11 protein-coding genes and 2 pseudogenes are annotated in these 15,068 nt (G+C 73.6%); 11 read left to right on the forward strand and 2 right to left on the reverse strand.

Translation table 11 applies throughout. From position 1 onward, the window contains the following. The 10 genes and pseudogenes from AC4IHM_RS31865 to AC4IHM_RS31910 all read left to right on the forward strand — a co-directional run bounded on the left by AC4IHM_RS31865 (window position 1) and on the right by AC4IHM_RS31910 (window position 9,596). Window positions 1-1,713, forward strand: a complete 1,713-nt coding sequence (locus tag AC4IHM_RS31865) for a dihydroxy-acid dehydratase domain-containing protein (protein ID WP_490870428.1) — start codon at window positions 1-3, stop codon at window positions 1,711-1,713. Further along, window positions 1,710-2,546 carry an ABC transporter permease gene (locus tag AC4IHM_RS31870; protein WP_490870429.1) on the forward strand — a complete coding sequence of 279 codons (837 nt, stop codon included), beginning with the start codon at window positions 1,710-1,712 and terminating at the stop codon, window positions 2,544-2,546. The genes AC4IHM_RS31865 and AC4IHM_RS31870 overlap by 4 nt, the downstream gene beginning before the upstream one ends. Continuing rightward, complete coding sequence (locus tag AC4IHM_RS31875) at window positions 2,543-3,319, forward strand: ABC transporter permease (protein WP_490870430.1); 777 nt, start codon at window positions 2,543-2,545, stop codon at window positions 3,317-3,319. The genes AC4IHM_RS31870 and AC4IHM_RS31875 overlap by 4 nt, the downstream gene beginning before the upstream one ends. A gap of 8 nt (window positions 3,320-3,327) precedes the next feature. Further along, window positions 3,328-4,119: an ABC transporter ATP-binding protein gene (locus AC4IHM_RS31880; protein WP_490870998.1), complete on the forward strand. Its 792-nt coding sequence runs from the start codon at window positions 3,328-3,330 to the stop codon at window positions 4,117-4,119. Continuing rightward, window positions 4,116-4,898, forward strand: a complete 783-nt coding sequence (locus AC4IHM_RS31885) for an alpha/beta fold hydrolase (protein ID WP_490870431.1) — start codon at window positions 4,116-4,118, stop codon at window positions 4,896-4,898. Before AC4IHM_RS31880 ends, AC4IHM_RS31885 begins: the two co-directional genes overlap by 4 nt. A 44-nt stretch (window positions 4,899-4,942) precedes the next feature. Continuing rightward, window positions 4,943-6,248: pseudogene (locus AC4IHM_RS31890) on the forward strand (FAD-dependent oxidoreductase). 7 nt (window positions 6,249-6,255) lie between these two features. Continuing rightward, the gene (locus AC4IHM_RS31895; protein WP_490870432.1) at window positions 6,256-7,542 is read left to right on the forward strand and encodes an aconitase X; all 1,287 of its coding nucleotides are present in this window, start codon (window positions 6,256-6,258) and stop codon (window positions 7,540-7,542) included. Beyond that, a complete protein-coding gene (locus tag AC4IHM_RS31900) occupies window positions 7,535-7,942 on the forward strand; it encodes an aconitase X swivel domain-containing protein (protein WP_490870433.1) in 408 nt (135 codons plus the stop codon). Before AC4IHM_RS31895 ends, AC4IHM_RS31900 begins: the two co-directional genes overlap by 8 nt. A 4-nt stretch (window positions 7,943-7,946) precedes the next feature. Next, complete coding sequence (locus AC4IHM_RS31905; RefSeq protein WP_490870434.1) at window positions 7,947-8,777, forward strand: SDR family NAD(P)-dependent oxidoreductase; 831 nt, start codon at window positions 7,947-7,949, stop codon at window positions 8,775-8,777. 54 nt (window positions 8,778-8,831) lie between these two features. Further along, window positions 8,832-9,596: a DUF1838 family protein gene (locus tag AC4IHM_RS31910; RefSeq protein WP_490870435.1), complete on the forward strand. Its 765-nt coding sequence runs from the start codon at window positions 8,832-8,834 to the stop codon at window positions 9,594-9,596. Here the strand turns inward: AC4IHM_RS31910 and AC4IHM_RS31915 are convergent. Next, window positions 9,562-10,525: pseudogene (locus AC4IHM_RS31915) on the reverse strand (AraC family transcriptional regulator). The gene AC4IHM_RS31910 and the pseudogene AC4IHM_RS31915 sit on opposite strands and share 35 nt — an antisense overlap. Before the next feature lie 126 nt (window positions 10,526-10,651). Between AC4IHM_RS31915 and AC4IHM_RS31920 the strand changes: the two are divergent. Further along, window positions 10,652-11,671 carry an MBL fold metallo-hydrolase gene (locus AC4IHM_RS31920; RefSeq protein ID WP_490870436.1) on the forward strand — a complete coding sequence of 340 codons (1,020 nt, stop codon included), beginning with the start codon at window positions 10,652-10,654 and terminating at the stop codon, window positions 11,669-11,671. Here AC4IHM_RS31920 and AC4IHM_RS31925 read toward each other — a convergent pair. Then, window positions 11,647-15,018, reverse strand: a complete 3,372-nt coding sequence (locus tag AC4IHM_RS31925) for an ATP-binding protein (RefSeq protein ID WP_490870437.1) — start codon at window positions 15,016-15,018, stop codon at window positions 11,647-11,649. The two genes, AC4IHM_RS31920 and AC4IHM_RS31925, sit on opposite strands and share 25 nt — an antisense overlap. Window positions 15,019-15,068 lie beyond the last annotated feature (50 nt).

Below are 15,068 nucleotides of genomic sequence, written 5' to 3' on the forward strand. Positions count from 1 at the left end.
ATGACGATCCCCCTACGCAGCGACCTGCCCGTCGGCAGCTCCCGCTGGGCGGTCCGGCGGGCCGAGTGGAGGTCTTTGGGCATCACCGACGAGGAGATGGCGCGGCCCAAGATAGCCATCGTCAACTCCTCGTCCGACCTCGCCGCCTGCTTCGCCCACCTCGACGACATCGTGCCGGTGCTCAAGGACGCCGTCCGCCGGGCGGGCGGCCTGCCCTTCGAGATCCGCACCGCCGCTCCGTCCGACTTCATCACCAGCGCCGGCGCGGGCGGTCGGTACGTCCTGCCCACCCGCGACCTCATCGTCAACGACGTGGAAGTGGTCGTGGAAGGCGCCCTGCTCGACGGCATGGTGTGCCTCAGCTCGTGCGACAAGACCGCGCCCGCCCACATGATGGCGGGCGGCAGGCTCGACATCCCCACCCTCCTCGTCGCCTGCGGCTACCAGCGCAGCGCCCTGCACGAGGACGGCGGCGCCGACATCGAGGACGTCTTCCTGCACGCCGGCCACACCGCCCTGGGCCGCACGTCCGCCGAGGACCTGCTCGCCATGTCCGAGAACGCCATCCGCGGCCCCGGGGTCTGCGCGGGAATGGGCACCGCCAACACCATGCACATGGCCGCCGAGGCACTCGGCATGGCGCTGCCCGGCACCACCCCGACCCGCGCCAACGGCACCGTCATGTGGGACGCGGTCCGGGCGGCCGGCCGGACCATCGTGGACATGGTCCACGAGAAGCGGACGGCCCGCTCGGTACTCACCCCGGCGGCGATCCGCAACGCGGTCACCGTGATGCTCGCCGTCGCCGGCTCGATCAACTCCGTCAAGCACCTCCAGGCCATCGCCGTCGAGGCCGGGCTGGACGTCGACGTGTGGCGCACCTACGAGGAACTGGCCGACCGGGTCCCCGTCATCACCGCGGTACGGCCCAACGGACCGCACCTGATCGAGCAGCTCGACGACGCCGGCGGCACCCGCGGCGTGCTCGCGGCCCTGGCCCCGCTGCTGGACCTGGACACCGTCGGGGCCACCGGCCGCCCGCTCGGCGAACTCGTCGCCGAGACCCCGGCCCCGGACCCGGAGTTCATCCGCCCGCTCGCCGAGCCGTTCAGCCGCCGGCCCTCGATCGTGATCCTGCGCGGCTCCCTGGCCGCCGAGGGATCCATCGTCAAACTCCCCGCCGACGAGGAACGCCCCACCCGGTTCCGCGGCCCCGCCCGCTGCTACTCCTCCCGGGAGGCGGCCATCGACGGCCTCGCCGCGGGCGAGGTGCGGCCGGGCGAGGTGGTCGTACTGCGCGGCATGGGCCTGCACGGCGGCCCCGGCATGGCCATGGCCTCGGCCTTCGTGTTCGCGCTCGACGGCGCCCAGCTCGGCGAGAAGGTCGCGGTCGTCACCGACGGCCAGCTCTCCGGACTGGTCAACAAGGGCATCGTGGTCGGCGAGGTCTCTCCCGAGGCCGCCACCGGGGGACCCCTCGGCCTCGTCCACGACGGCGACCTCATCAGCATCGACCTCACCACCCGCACGGTGGACCTCGACGTCGACGCGGACACCCTGGCCGGCCGCGAGCCCGCCGCCGCGGAGACCGTCCGTACCCCGGGATGGCTGGCCGCCTACGACCGAACCGTCACCAGCCCCGCCTGCGGTGCCGTACTCGCCCGCGAGGGCTGCGCGCTCGACTGCGGGCAGAACCGCGGAGGCGTGCGATGAAAGTGCTCGACGCCACCCGGCCGGCCCAGGCCCCGGCCGCCCCGGCCCCGCGCCGCCGCGCGCCCCGGCCCCGGTTCGCCCCGCTGGTCGGCATCGTCGTCGCCGCCCTGGCCGCCGAGATCATCCCGCGCACCGGACTGATCGCGGACGGCGCGCTGCCCCCGCTCAGCTCCGTCCTGGCCGAACTGGGCAGGCAGGCGGGCGACGCCGCGCTGTGGGAGGCCCTGGGCCGCACGATCCGCACCTGGGCCATCGGCCTGGTGATCTCCGTCGTCGCCGGAGTGGTGGCCGGTGTGGTCATCGGACTGGTGCCGGTGCTGCGCGCGATCACCGCGTCGACGGTGGAGTTCCTGCGCCCCATCCCCTCCGTGGCCCTCATCCCCGCCGTCATCCTCATCTTCGGCACCGGCTTCGAGTCCGGAGTGGTACTGATCGTCTACGCCGGGTTCTGGCAGGTACTCGTGCAGGTGCTCTACGGCGTCCAGGACATCGACCCCGTCGCCCACGACACCGCCCGCTCCTACCGCTTCAGCGTCTGGGGCCGGGTCCGGCACGTCATCTGGCCGACCACGCTGCCCTTCGTGTTCACCGGGATCAGGCTGGCCGCCTCGGTCGCCCTGGTGCTGGCCATCACCGGCGAGCTGGTCATCGGCACCCCGGGCCTCGGCCAGCTCATCTCCGTGGCCCAGAGCAGCGGCGCGACGACCGCGATGTTCGCGCTCGTCCTGGTCACCGGCATCCTCGGGGTCCTCGTCAACATCGGATTCAGGTACGCGGAGCGAGCCGTGCTCGGCTGGCACCCCTCCGTGAGGCGATCGGAAGGTGCCCGATGAACATCCTGCGCCGCGTCCTGTTCGCGCTCGGTCTGCCCGTGGCTCTCGTGGCACTGTGGTGGGTCACCAGCGTCAACAGCACCAGCTACTACTTCCCGCCGCTCCCGGACATCCTCGACTGGTTCGGCCGGCTGTGGCTCTCCAGCCGCTTCGCCGACGACGTGGTGCCCAGCATGCTCAGGCTGCTCGCCGGGTTCCTCCTGTCCGCCGTGCTCGGCGTGGCCCTGGGCGTCGCCCTCGGCCTGACCGACGTGCTGCGCCGCGGCGCCGAACCGGTCCTGGAGTTCCTGCGGGCCCTGCCCCCGACCGTGCTGGTACCGGTCATCGCGATCGTCGCCGGCATCGGCGACGGCTCGAAGATCCTGGTCATCGTCTCCGGCTGCATATGGCCGGTCCTGCTGAACACCGTCGAGGGCGTACGCGCCGCCGACGAGGTCATGGTCGACACCTGCCGCACCTACGGCATCACCCGCGGCGCCAGACTGCGCCACATGGTGCTCCCCGCCGCCTCCCCGCAGATCGCGGCCGGACTGCGGCAGTCCCTGTCGATCGGGCTGATCCTGATGGTCATCGGCGAGATGTTCGCCGCCACCAACGGGCTCGGCTTCAGCATCGTGCAGTTCCAGCGCACCTTCGCGATCCCCCAGATGTGGAGCGGCATCATCCTGCTCGGCCTCATCGGATTCGCCCTCTCCGCGCTGTTCACCATTGTCGAGAAGCGGGCCCTGGGCTGGTACCTGGGCCTGCGCGAGTCGCAGAAGAGGAACGGCTGATGGCAGACATGGTCACCGTCAAGGGCCTCAACAAGGTCTACGAGTCCGCCGGCCGCCGGGTCGAGGCGATCGGGGACATCACGTTCTCCGTCGCCCGGGGCGAGTTCGCCTGCATCGTCGGCCCCTCCGGCGCGGGCAAGACGACCCTGCTGAAGTGCCTGGCCGGACTGCTCACCCCCACCGCGGGCGAGGTGCTGCTCGACGGCACACCCGTGACCGGACCGCCCCCCGGCATGGCCGTGGTGTTCCAGGAGTACGGCCGAAGCCTGTTCCCCTGGAAGACCGTGGCGCAGAACATCGACCTGCCGCTGCGGCAGAAGGGCCTGTCCCGCGCCGACCGCGACCGGCTGGTCACCGAGGCCCTCACCGCCGTCGGACTCGCCGACTCCGGCCACTCCTACCCCTGGCAGCTCTCGGGCGGCATGCAGCAGCGCGTCGCCATCGCACGGGCCATCGCCTACGAGCCGCAGGTGCTGCTCATGGACGAACCCTTCGCCGCCGTCGACGCGCAGACCCGCGCCGACCTCGAAGACCTCGTCCGCTCCCTGTGGCGCACCCTGGGCATCACCACCCTGTTCGTCACCCACGACATCGACGAGGCCGTCTACCTCGGCGAGCGGGTCCTGGTCCTGTCCGCCTCGCCCACCCACGTCCTCGACAACGTCCCCATCGGCCTGCCCGCCGACCGCGACCAGGTCACCAGCCGCTCCACGGCCGCCTTCGCCGACCTGCGCACCCGGGTGCACCGCGGCATCCAGGACGCCAAGGCCGGCCGCCGCACCACCGGGGCCGCCGCATGACCTCGTTCACCGACGAGGGCTCCGGAAGCCCGGTCCTCCTCTCCGCCTCGCTCGGCACCACCGCCGCGATGTGGGCACCCCAGCGCGAGCGGCTGCGCGAACGGCACCGCGTCATCGCCTACGACCACCGCGGACACGGCGGCTCCCCGACACCCCCGGGCCCGTACCGCCTCGCCGACCTCGTCCACGACGCCGTGACACTGCTCGACTCCCTGCACGTCGAATCCGCCGACGTGGTCGGCGTGAGCCTCGGCGGCACCGTCGGACTGGCCCTGGCCGCGGCACACCCGGACCGGGTACGCAGCCTCGTCACCGTCAACGCGCCCGTCGTCGCCGACGACCCCGGCTTCTGGCGCGCCCGCGCCGCCACGGTCCGCGAGCAGGGCATGCGGGCGGTGACCCCCGGCCTGCTCGGCCGCTGGTACGCCCCCGCGGTCGCGGCCGACCCGCCGCCCCTGGTGACCGACACCGTCACCGGCGTCGAACACCTCGATCCCGAGGGCTACGCGGCGTGCTGCGAGGCCATCGCCGGAACCGACCTGCGAGACCGGCTCGCCGCCGTCCGGTGCCCCGTACTCGCGGTGAACGGACTCGCCGACGCCGTCGTCCCCGCACACCACGCGGAGACCATCGCGACCACCGTGCCCGGCGCCCGGCACATCGCCCTGCCCGGCGCCGGACACCTGCTGACCCAAGAGATCCCCGACCGGTTCCACGCGCTGCTCACCGAGCACTGGACCCGCGCCGCCGGCGGAACCGACCGAAAGGCCACCGCGTGAACGCCGTGAACACCCATGTCACCGAACCCGCCCGCCAGACCCCGGTGCTCGGCGAGTGGGAGGTCGTCGTCCTCGGCGGCGGACCCTCGGGACTGGCCGCCGCCACCGCGGCCGCCCGCGCCGGCCGCAGCACCCTGCTGGTCGAGAAGAGCGGATACCTCGGCGGCGCCGGCACCGGCGGCGGGCTGTCCACCTTCTGCGGCATGTACTCCAACGTCCACGGCGAGCACGTACTCACCGTCCGCGGCCACGCGAGCGAACTCCTGGAGCGCATCGACCGCCTGGGCGGACTGCGCGCCCCGCACCTGTCCTTCGCCGACCGCATCCAGGCCCAGGCCTACGACATCCCGGCCTACCGCAGCGCCGCCGACGAACACGTGCTCGCCGCGGGAGCCCAACTCCTCTACCACGCCTTCGCGGTGGCCGCGGTCACCGGACCGCAGGGCATCGAGGCGGTCGTCGTGGAGTCCAAGTCCGGCCGCGGCGTCCTGCGCGGCCAGGTCTTCATCGACTGCTCAGGGGACGGCGACCTGATGGCCTGGTCCGGCACCGGACACGAGAAGGCCGACCCCTACGGCGACATGCTCTACCCGTCCACCATGTTCCGGATCAACGCGGTGGACGACGAGCGCGCCGGGGCCGCCTGGAAGACGCTGCCCCGCCTCATGGACGAGGCGGTCGCGGCCGGCCGCCCGCGCTTCCCCCGCCGCGGCGCCATCGTCCGCCCCCAGCGCGACGCCGTCGAGTGGCGGGCCAACGCGACCCAACTGCGCAACCCGGACGGCAGCGCCGTCGACGGCACCGACGTTCTGGCAGCTCACCCACGGCGAGGTGCAGGGCCGCGCACAGTCCCAGGAGGTGTTCGGCTTCATCCGCGAGAACCTCCCCGGCTTCGACCGGTCCTACATCGTCGACATCGGCCCCGAGATCGGCATCCGCGAGACCCGCCGGCTGCTCGGCCGGTACGTCCTCACCGAGGACGACGTGCGCTCCTGCGCCCGTTTCGAGGACTCCATCGGCCTCAACGGCTGGCCCGTGGAGGCCCACGTCGACGGCGACCTCGACATCCGCTGGCCCTACGGCGACGACCCGGTGGGCTACAACCAACTGCCCTACCGCATGCTCGTCCCCGCCGACGGCCCCGGAAACCTGCTGGTCGCCGGGCGCTGCGCCTCGATGACCCACGGCGGCCAGTCCGCCGCCCGCGTCGCCGGCCCGTGCTTCGCCATGGGCCAGGCCGCCGGTACGGCCGCCCATCTGGCGCTCAAGGCCCAGGGCGCGGTCGCCGAGGTCGACACCGCTCAACTGCGTACCGAACTCGAAGTGGAGGGCGCATGCCTGACGCTGTGATGTCCTCATGATGCTGACTCCCGCCGACGAACGCATGCTGGCCGGAGAACAGGGCCCGGCGGTCGGCGCCGCACTCGAACTCCTGGTGCGCTACGGCGAGCTGATGGGCGCCGAGCGCCTCGTCGACACCGACAACGTGTGCGGCGCCAACCTCTTCGGACCGCGGCACGCCCGGGTGCTGGGCACCACCGACCCGGCCGCGCTGTTCTCCCGGTTCTCGCTCGACCTCGACGAGAAGGTCGACGTGCCGCCGTTTCGCGCGCACAGCTGCCAGCTCATCGGGCCCCGGGACCGCGAACAGTGGGACCTCCAGGGCATCGCGCCCACCGACGCCGCCGCGATGGACGACAGCGAGCGCTATCTCGCCGAGCGGGGCGTCGACCTGCTGTCGACCTGCACGCCGTACCAGGTGGGCAATGTGCCCCGGTTCGGCGAGCACTGCGCGTGGATGGAGTCGTCCGCGGTGGTGTACATCAACTCCGTGCTCGGCGCCCGCACCAACACCGAGGGCCGGGAGTCCTCGGCCGCCTCCATGCTGACCGGCCGGACCCCCTACTGCGGCTACCACCTGGACGGACACCGCCGTGCCACGCACCTCGTCGAGGTGCGGCACCCGGTCGTGACCACCGAGGACTGGAACATCCTCGGCTACTGGGTGGGGGAGCGGGTGCAGGAGGCCGTCCCGGTCCTCACCGGCCCCGGCCTCGCGCAGGCCCCCGGTGTGCCGACCCCGGTACAGCTTAAGCAGTTCGGTGCGGCCGCCGCCTCCTCCGGCGACGTGGAGATGTACCACCTGCCCGGTGTCACACCGGAGGCCCGGACGGTGCGGGAGGCACTGGGCGGACGGGAACCCGAGGCGGTCTCGGTGTACGACGCCGCCGCCCGCGCCGAGACGGTGGCATCGCTGTGCCGGACCGCGACCGACCGCGACGTGGACTTCGTGATGATCGGCTGCCCCCACGCCTCGCTGGAACAGGTCCGTGAGGTCGCCCGCCTGCTGGACGGCCGCCGGATCGCCGACTCCACGGCTCTGTGGGTGTTCACCCCCAGGGCGCTGCGCACCGTGGCCGAACGCAGCGGGTACGTCGAGACCATCGAGAAGGCCGGTGCGCGCGTGCTGTCCGACACCTGCCCGGCGATCGGGCAGTTCCTGCCGCCCGGCACCAAGGTGTTCGCCACCGACTCGGCGAAACAGGCGCACTACCTGCCGGCGATCACCGGCGTGCAGGGCTGGTTCGGCAGCGTGGAGACCTGTGTCACCGCGGCTGTGCGGGGCCGGTGGTCCGATGCCTGAGCTGCTGCGGGGCCGCGGTGTCGTCGCCGGCCGGGCGAGCGGACCCGTACTGCTGTGCACCGCGCCGGTGTCGGGCTGGGGCGGCATCGACCCGAACACCGGCGTCATCGTGGAGAGCCGCCACCCCCAGCACGGGCAGAGCGTCGCCGGCACGGTGCTCGTGCTGCCGGGCGCCAAGGGATCGTCCGGCTGGTCCGGGCAGTTCCACCTGGCCAAGCTGCGCGGCACGGCACCGTGCGCCATCGTGTTCACGCGGATGAACAGCAAACTCGCGCTCGGCCTTGTCGTCCTGGACGTTCCGGCGGTGACCGACCTGGAAACCTCCGGGACGCTGCGCACCGGAGTCATGGCGGACGTCGACGGGACGGCCGGAACCGTGCTGATTCGAAGGGAAGGATGACCGGATGGACACTCTCCGCATCGACGGGCAGGTGGTCCTGGTGACCGGCGCGGCCGGCGGCATCGGCCACGCCCTCGCCCGCGCCTGCGCGGCCGGGGGAGCCGTCGTGCACCTCGCGGACGTGTCGGACGCGGTCCACGCGGCGGCCGGGGAAGTGGGCGGGACGGGCGAGGGGACCGTGGCCTCGCACGTGTGCGACGTACGGGACCCGGACGCGGTCCGCTCCCTGGTGGAAGATGTCGTCGCGGCTTCCGGCCGTCTCGACACCGCCTTCCTGAACGCGGGCGTCAACGGCGCGCCCTCCATGCTCCAGCCCGGCGGCGCGATCGACGAACTGTCGTTCCAGCAGTGGCGACGGGTCATGGACGTGAACCTGGACGGGCTCTTCCACTGCCTTCAGCAGTCCGCCCGGGTCATGAAGCGGCAGCGGTCCGGCAGCATCGTCGTCACCGCCTCCACCGCGGGTCTGCGCGCGGAGCCCCGCGTCAGCCACCCCTATGTCGCGTCGAAGTCCGCCGTGGTCGGTCTGGTCCGCCAGACCGCGCTGGAACTCGCCCGCTTCGGTGTCCGCGTCAACGCGCTGGCCCCGGGTCCGGTGGTCACCAACATCGGTGGCCCGGGTCCGCGGCCCGCGGCGGCCGTGGCCGCGTGGGAGGACTCCATCCCGATGCGGCGCTGGGGCCGCCCCGACGACCTCGCGGGCCTGGCCCTCCTGCTGGCTTCCGGCGCCTCGTCCTGGATGACCGGTGGCGTGCACGTCGTGGACGGCGGCGCGTCGGCCCTCACCCAGATCGACAGCGGGACCCTCCCCGCCCCCGACGCCACCGGACCGTGAGCGACTGAGGTGTTCTCCGCCCGGGTGGGGCGCGAGTCGCGCAGAGTGCTCTGTATGAACACGCCCGCACAACTGCTCCGCTCCTTCGCCCGCACCCGGGCCTCGCTCGACGGCGAGGAGGTCACGTACTGGTGGTCGGGAGACGTGTACTCCTGGGCCCCCGACGAGCCCTACCGGCGCGTCTTCGGCTTCGAGGGGCTCAATGTCGCCCGCCTCGTCCAGGACCCCGAAGACGGCCCGGACGCCTACCGGCTGCTCACCCGTGAGGCCGCCTTCTACCTGGATCCCGCCACCCGGGAGATCCTTCAGACCTGGCAGGACCTGCCGGTGGTGCACGTCTGGAACGACCCGGCGAACCAGAAGTGGCGCCCCTTCCCGGTCCCGACGACCGATCTCGGCGAACAGGTCTGCTTCAGCCTGGAGATCCCGCTCGCCCACCCCTCGCCCCTGCCGGTGGCCCAGTACCCCCTCCACTCGGCGGGCGACACGTACAAGGCCCTGGAACTCTTCCAGTTCTTCGCCGACCGCGCCGACCTGGCGGGCCCCGCGCCCGGTGTCGCGGCCACCATGTCGTGGACCCGGATGTCCCCGTGGCTGCCGTGGATGGCGCGCGGCCGGCGGCCCGGCGGCCTCACCTTCCACTGCCGGGGCCGCAAGCTCGGTTCGTACACCGAGGTCCCCGAGCGCACCCGTGCCTACATCGCCGACCACCGACCGGAGTTCGCCCGCGCCCCGCAGAAGTGGAGCGAGCCGAACGAGACCAGCTGGACGTACTTCCGCAAGCTCAACCCGCCCGCGTCCGGTACCGCCCCGGAGTAGTGCCGAACTCCCTCTCGAAGGCGTGCGAGAGCGCGTACGGACTGCCGTAGCCGACCCGCCCTGCGATGGTGGCCAGGGTGTCCGAGGTCTCCCTGAGCAGGGTGGCGGCGAGGATCAGCCGCCACCACGTGAGGTACGCCATCGGGGGGCGGCCGACCAGGGCGGTGAACCGGCGCGCCAGGGTGGGACGGGAGACGCCCGCCTCCGCGGCCAGCCGGTCGTTGCTCCACGGGGCGGACGGGTTCGCGTGCAGCGCCCGCAGGGCGGCGGCCGTCACCGGGTCGCCGAGCACACGGGGCCAGGCTCCGGTGGTGGCCTCGGCCATCCAGGAACGGATGATGTAGACGAGCAGGAGGTCGAGCAGGCTCGGGAGCGCGACGCAGGAGCCGGGCCGCCTCTCGTCCAGCTCGCCGGCGAGCAGGTCGATGGCCGCGCGGAGTTCGAGGTGGCTGCCCACCCGGCTGGGAAGGTGCACGACGTTCGGGCAGTTCCCTCATGAGCGGGTGCAGGCGGCTGCAGTCGAGCCAGTACGTGCCGCTGAGCAGCTCCACCTCGGAGAACCCGGAGAACCCGGAGAACTCTGAACCCTCGGAAGGCGGGACGGGGGCGTGCTCGGGCCGGGACCGCCGCCCCGTCCCCGCGAGCCACTGCCGAAACGGCACCGCCCGCTCCGCGGCGACCGCCGCATCGGTCAGCGAGTCGGCGATCACATGCCCCGTGCCATGAGGCAGCAGCACCGCGTCCCCCACACCGAGAGACACCGGGGCGGCGCCGTCGGGCAACAGCCGGCAGCCGCCCTTCAGGACCACGTGGAAGCCCGCGCCGTCGTACGGGTCGAGCCGCACGCACCAACTCCCGCTCGTCCGCACCCGGTGGGACGCCGGGTGCCCGAGGTGCACCGCGGAGATCGCGTCGCTCACCACATCCATCCACGCAGGCTATCTCCCGCCGTCCGCCGTATGCCGGGCGAGCCGGACGCGGATGAGACGGACACGTATCCCATTGAGCCGCCGGCGCATTGAGAGGATCGTCCGGCCCTTCCTAACGTCGAGCACATGGCTAACGAGAACGAGAACGACCGGGTGCGGAGCATGATGCTGGGGGATGTCGAGGTCATCCGGGTCGTCGAATGGCAGCAGCCGTTCGCACCCGCCTCCGACATGTTCCCGCAGGCGGGCGCGAAGGTGTGGAAGGACAACGCGGACCGGCTGGTGCCGGACCACTGGGAGCCGGAAAGCGGCTGGGCGGTCCTGGCCCTGCAGACCTGGGTGCTGCGCAGCGCCGGGCGGACGGTCCTGGTCGACACGGGAGCGGGCAACGGGCGGGAGCGCCCCGGCATGCCGCCCTTCCATCAGTGCCAGGGGGACTTCCTCGCCCTCCTGGCGGCGGCCGGTGTCCGTCCGCAGGACGTGGATGTCGTCGTCAACACCCACCTCCACGTCGACCACGTCGGCTGGAACACCGTGGAGGCGGACGGGCATTGGGTGCCGACGTTCCCCAACGCCCAGTACCTCCTTCCCGCCGCGGACGACTTCCACTACGGTCCGGACAACGCCTACGGGAACGGCCGACAGGCGGTCGACCGCCTGATCTACGAGGACAGTGTCGCGCCCGTCCACCGGGCCGGGCAGGCCCTCCTGTGGGACGGCCTGCACCGCGTCGACGAACACCTCACCCTGGAGTCCGCGCCCGGCCACACTCCCGGTTCGTCCGTGCTGCGGCTCGCCTCCGGGAGCGAGCGCGCGGTCTTCGTCGGCGACCTGGTGCACAGCCCGGTGCAGATCCTCAGCCCTTGCTGCAACAGCAACGCCTGCCTCGCCCCCGAACAGGCGGTCGCCAGCCGCCGGCGGATCCTCGGGCGGGCCGCCGACGAACGCGAACTGCTCGTCCCCGCGCACTTCGCGGGTGCCGGCGCAGTGGAAGTCCGGCGGGAGGGCGGAGGGTTCGTCCTCGGCCCGTGGGCGGCCCGACGAGGAGAGCGCCGGTCCCCGGGTAAGTCTGCGGCCCGTGCCCCGCGTCGGCCCGTGTCCGCTGTCCCGGCTTCCGCGTTTCAGCCGGAGGCGCCCCGTCCCTGAGAGAGCGCCGTACGCGCGTGGCCGGCCGCGTCCTCGGCGGTCAGCCGGGCGCCGCGGTCGTACGCCCTTGTGAACGCGCCCTCGCCCAGGGCGGCCTGGGCCGAGGCGGTGACGCGGTCGACGTCGGCGCGTTCGGCCGGCGGCAGCGGGGCTCCGGCGCGGCGGCGGGCGGCCGCCGCCGCGCCCAGCAGGACGGCCGCGCAGGTGGCGTCGCAGCCGTGGCCGGGCAGGGCCGCCGCGCCCGCGAGTCCTTCCAGGGAGAGCGCCAGGGCGCGGGGCTCCGCGAGGGCGCGGGCGACCTCCAGCCCCGCCAGGTGGTGCGCCGCCGCCGCACGCGCGTCACCGCGGAGTTCGGCGACGAAGCCCAGCTCGGCCAGGAGCAGGTGGTCGCCCGCCCGGGAGGACACGTCGGCGTAGCCGTCGCGGATGCGCAGCAGGTGCACCTCGGCCCCGTCGAGGTCGCCGGAGCGGCGCGCGCCCAGGGCGAGGCCCATCTCGGAGTGGATCTCCCCGTACTTGTAGCCCTGTTCCGCGGCGCTCCGGCGTGCCTGTTCGTGCAGATCACGGGCGCGGTCCCAGTCCTTGGCCAGCAGCGCGAGGCGGCCGAGCCCGGAGAGCCGCGCGGACACCTCCGCCGCCAGCCCCAACTCCCGCGCCATCCGCAGGCCCTCGTGCTGACGGCGCTCCGCCTCCTCGTAGGCGCCCTTGATCTCGGCGAGCGCGGCGAGTGGGGAGACGGTTTGCAACTCGCCCCAGGGGTCGCCCAGTTCACGGAAGAGCAGGGCGCTGCGCAACCCGTCGCGGCCGAGTCCGGCGAGGTCGCCGCCGACCAGCGCGAGCGTGGCGCGCAGGCCGAGTGCGGCGGCAATGCCCCACCGGTCCTCGGCGGTGTCGAACAGGGCGAGGGCACGGCTGTTCAGCTCATGGCCCGCGACTGTGTCACCCGCGCTGAAGAGGCCGTACGCGCAGAGCCACAGGGCACGGGCGCGGCGCACCGGGTCGGGGACGGCGTCGCCGGTGGCGACGAGGGCGCGTTCAGCGGTGCGACGGCCCCGCGCCGCGGAGGCACCGCCCGCCGTGGGGGCGTCGAGCGCCGCGTGGTCCCCGGTGAGCAGGGCGAACGCGGCGTGCAGGAGGGTGAGTTCGGCGGGGGAGCAGTGACCGGGAGCCGCGGCCGGCACCGACCCCAGGCTGCGGCGGGCCTCGGTGAGGCGGCCACGCAGCAGCCACCACCAGGCCAGGGCGGTGGCCAGCCGAACCGCTTCCCCCGCCTCGCCCGCTCCCGGGCGGCGCACCGCCTCGTCGAGCGCCGTACGCAGATTGCCGGCCTCGGCGTCCAACCGGGCCAGCCAGGACCGCTGTCCGGGCCCGCGCAACAGCGGCTCGGCGTGTTCGGCGAGCGCCAGGTAGTGGCGCAGGTGACGGTCCCGTACGGCGCTGAGGTCGTCCGCCGTCTCGTGGAGCCGCTCGGTCGCGTACGCGGCGACGGACTCCAGGAGCCGGTAACGCGGGCCGGTGGGCCCGTCCACCACGACCACCAGGGACCGGTCGACCAGCCGGGTCACCAGGTCGAGCACCTCCTGTCGGGCGACACCGTCACCCGCGCAGACCGCTTCGGCGGCGGCCAGGTCGCAGCCGTCGCTGTGCGCGGCGAGGCGCCGCAGGACGATGCGTTCGGGCGTGCCGAGCAGCTCCCAGCTCCAGTCGATCACCGCCCGCAGCGTCTGCTGACGCGCCGGGGCACCGCGTCGCCCGAGGGTCAGCAACCGGAAGCGGTCGCCCAGCCGGGCCGCCAACTCCCGTACCCCCAGAGCCCGTACCCGAGTGGCGGCGAGTTCCAGGGCGAGCGGGATGCCGTCGAGGCGGCGGCAGATCTCGGCGACGGCCAGGCGCTCGGGCTCGTCCGGGGCGTCCGGATCGCGCGGGAAGCCGGGGGTCGCGGCGGCCGCGCGTTCCATGAACAGCCGGACCGCGTCGGCGGGCTGCAGGGGCTCCACGAGGAACACCGCCTCGCCCGCCAGAGCGAGCGGCTCCTGTCCGGTGGCAAGGACGCGCAGGCCGGGCGCGGTGCGCAGGAGCAGTTCGGTGAGTTCGGCGGCGGCGTCGACGACGTGCTCGCAGTTGTCCAGGACGAGCAGCGCGCGGCGGTCGCGCAGGGCGGCGGCGAGACGGTGCGGCAGGGAAGGGGCGGAGATGTCGGCGCCCGGCAGCGAGCGAGGGGCGTCGTCCCGGACGCCGAGGGTGGCGGCGACGACCTGGGCCAGGTCGGCGGCGGTGTCTGCGCGGATGCCGGCGAACTCCACGAGCCACACCTCGGCGCCCGGTTCACCGCTCCGGGCGCCGTCCCGCTCGGCGGTGGCCGCCGCCACGGCCAGCCGGGTCTTGCCGACCCCGCCGGGGCCGGTGAGGGTCACCAGCCGTGTCTCCGCGAGGAGCCGGGAGAGCCGGGCGAGGGCCCGGCGACGGCCGACGAGGCGTGTGAGGGGGAGGGGGAGGTTGGAGTGGGGGCACGTGCGCGCCGCGTCCGCGCCGCCCGCGGCGGCCGTCGTGCCCGCGGTGCGTGTGTCCGCCGCCCGACCCGCCGTGTCCCTTGCGGTGGGGACCCGCGTGCTCAGCACCGGGTCCTGGCGCAGCACCGCCTCGTGCAGGGCGGCCAGTGCGGGGCCCGGGTCGACCCCCAGCTCTTCGACGAGCCGGGACCTCAGATCGTCGTACGACGCGAGCGCCTCGCTCTGGCGCCCCGCCGCGTACAGGACCCTGATCTGGACGGCACGCAGGCGCTCCCGCAGCGGGTGCCGCGCCACGAGGCCGGCCAGCTCTCCGACGAGGAGCGTGTGGTCCCCCGCCTCCAGCCGCGCCTCCGCCTGCTCCTCCAGCACGGACAGCCGCTGCTCCGCGAGGCGCCGCGCGGCCCCCCGGACGAATCCGCCGTCCGCGAAGTCGGCGTACGCCGGCCCCCGCCACAGCTCCAGGGCCTCGGTGAGCAGCGCGGCCCGCACGCGGGGGTCGGGCACGGGCCGGGCCTCGGTCACCAGGGCACGGAAGCGTACGGCGTCCACCTCGTCGTCGCCCGCGTCGAGCCGCAGCCGGTAGCCCGGCGGCTGCCGCACCACCCGGTCCCGGCCGACGACCCGGCGCAGCTGGGAGACCTTGGCCTGAAGGGCGCCAGAGGGGCTGCCGGGAGGGGCGTCGCCCCACAGGTCGTCGATGAGCCGGTCGGCGGAGACCGGTCCTCCGTCGTGGGCGAGCAGATCCGCCAGCAGGGCCCGGACCTTGGTCTCGGGAACCCTGACCTCCCGGCCCTCCGCGTCCCACACCACCAGTGGCCCGAGCACCCCAAACCGCATGGGCGTCACCGTACATGTCCCCGGGACCGGCCCCGGCGCACCTCGACAGC

The sequence above is a fragment of the Streptomyces sp. SL06 genome (assembly GCF_058244745.1).

Coding starts and splice junctions, on each gene's coding strand:
- AC4IHM_RS31895 (WP_490870432.1), top strand. CDS start 6,256: ATGATGCTGACTCCCGCCGACGAACGCATGCTGGCCGGAGAACAGGGC.
- AC4IHM_RS31880 (WP_490870998.1), top strand. CDS start 3,328: ATGGTCACCGTCAAGGGCCTCAACAAGGTCTACGAGTCCGCCGGCCGC.
- AC4IHM_RS31905 (WP_490870434.1), top strand. CDS start 7,947: ATGGACACTCTCCGCATCGACGGGCAGGTGGTCCTGGTGACCGGCGCG.
- AC4IHM_RS31925 (WP_490870437.1), bottom strand. CDS start 15,018: ATGCGGTTTGGGGTGCTCGGGCCACTGGTGGTGTGGGACGCGGAGGGC.
- AC4IHM_RS31875 (WP_490870430.1), top strand. CDS start 2,543: ATGAACATCCTGCGCCGCGTCCTGTTCGCGCTCGGTCTGCCCGTGGCT.
- AC4IHM_RS31900 (WP_490870433.1), top strand. CDS start 7,535: ATGCCTGAGCTGCTGCGGGGCCGCGGTGTCGTCGCCGGCCGGGCGAGC.
- AC4IHM_RS31885 (WP_490870431.1), top strand. CDS start 4,116: ATGACCTCGTTCACCGACGAGGGCTCCGGAAGCCCGGTCCTCCTCTCC.
- AC4IHM_RS31910 (WP_490870435.1), top strand. CDS start 8,832: ATGAACACGCCCGCACAACTGCTCCGCTCCTTCGCCCGCACCCGGGCC.
- AC4IHM_RS31920 (WP_490870436.1), top strand. CDS start 10,652: ATGGCTAACGAGAACGAGAACGACCGGGTGCGGAGCATGATGCTGGGG.
- AC4IHM_RS31865 (WP_490870428.1), top strand. CDS start 1: ATGACGATCCCCCTACGCAGCGACCTGCCCGTCGGCAGCTCCCGCTGG.
- AC4IHM_RS31870 (WP_490870429.1), top strand. CDS start 1,710: ATGAAAGTGCTCGACGCCACCCGGCCGGCCCAGGCCCCGGCCGCCCCG.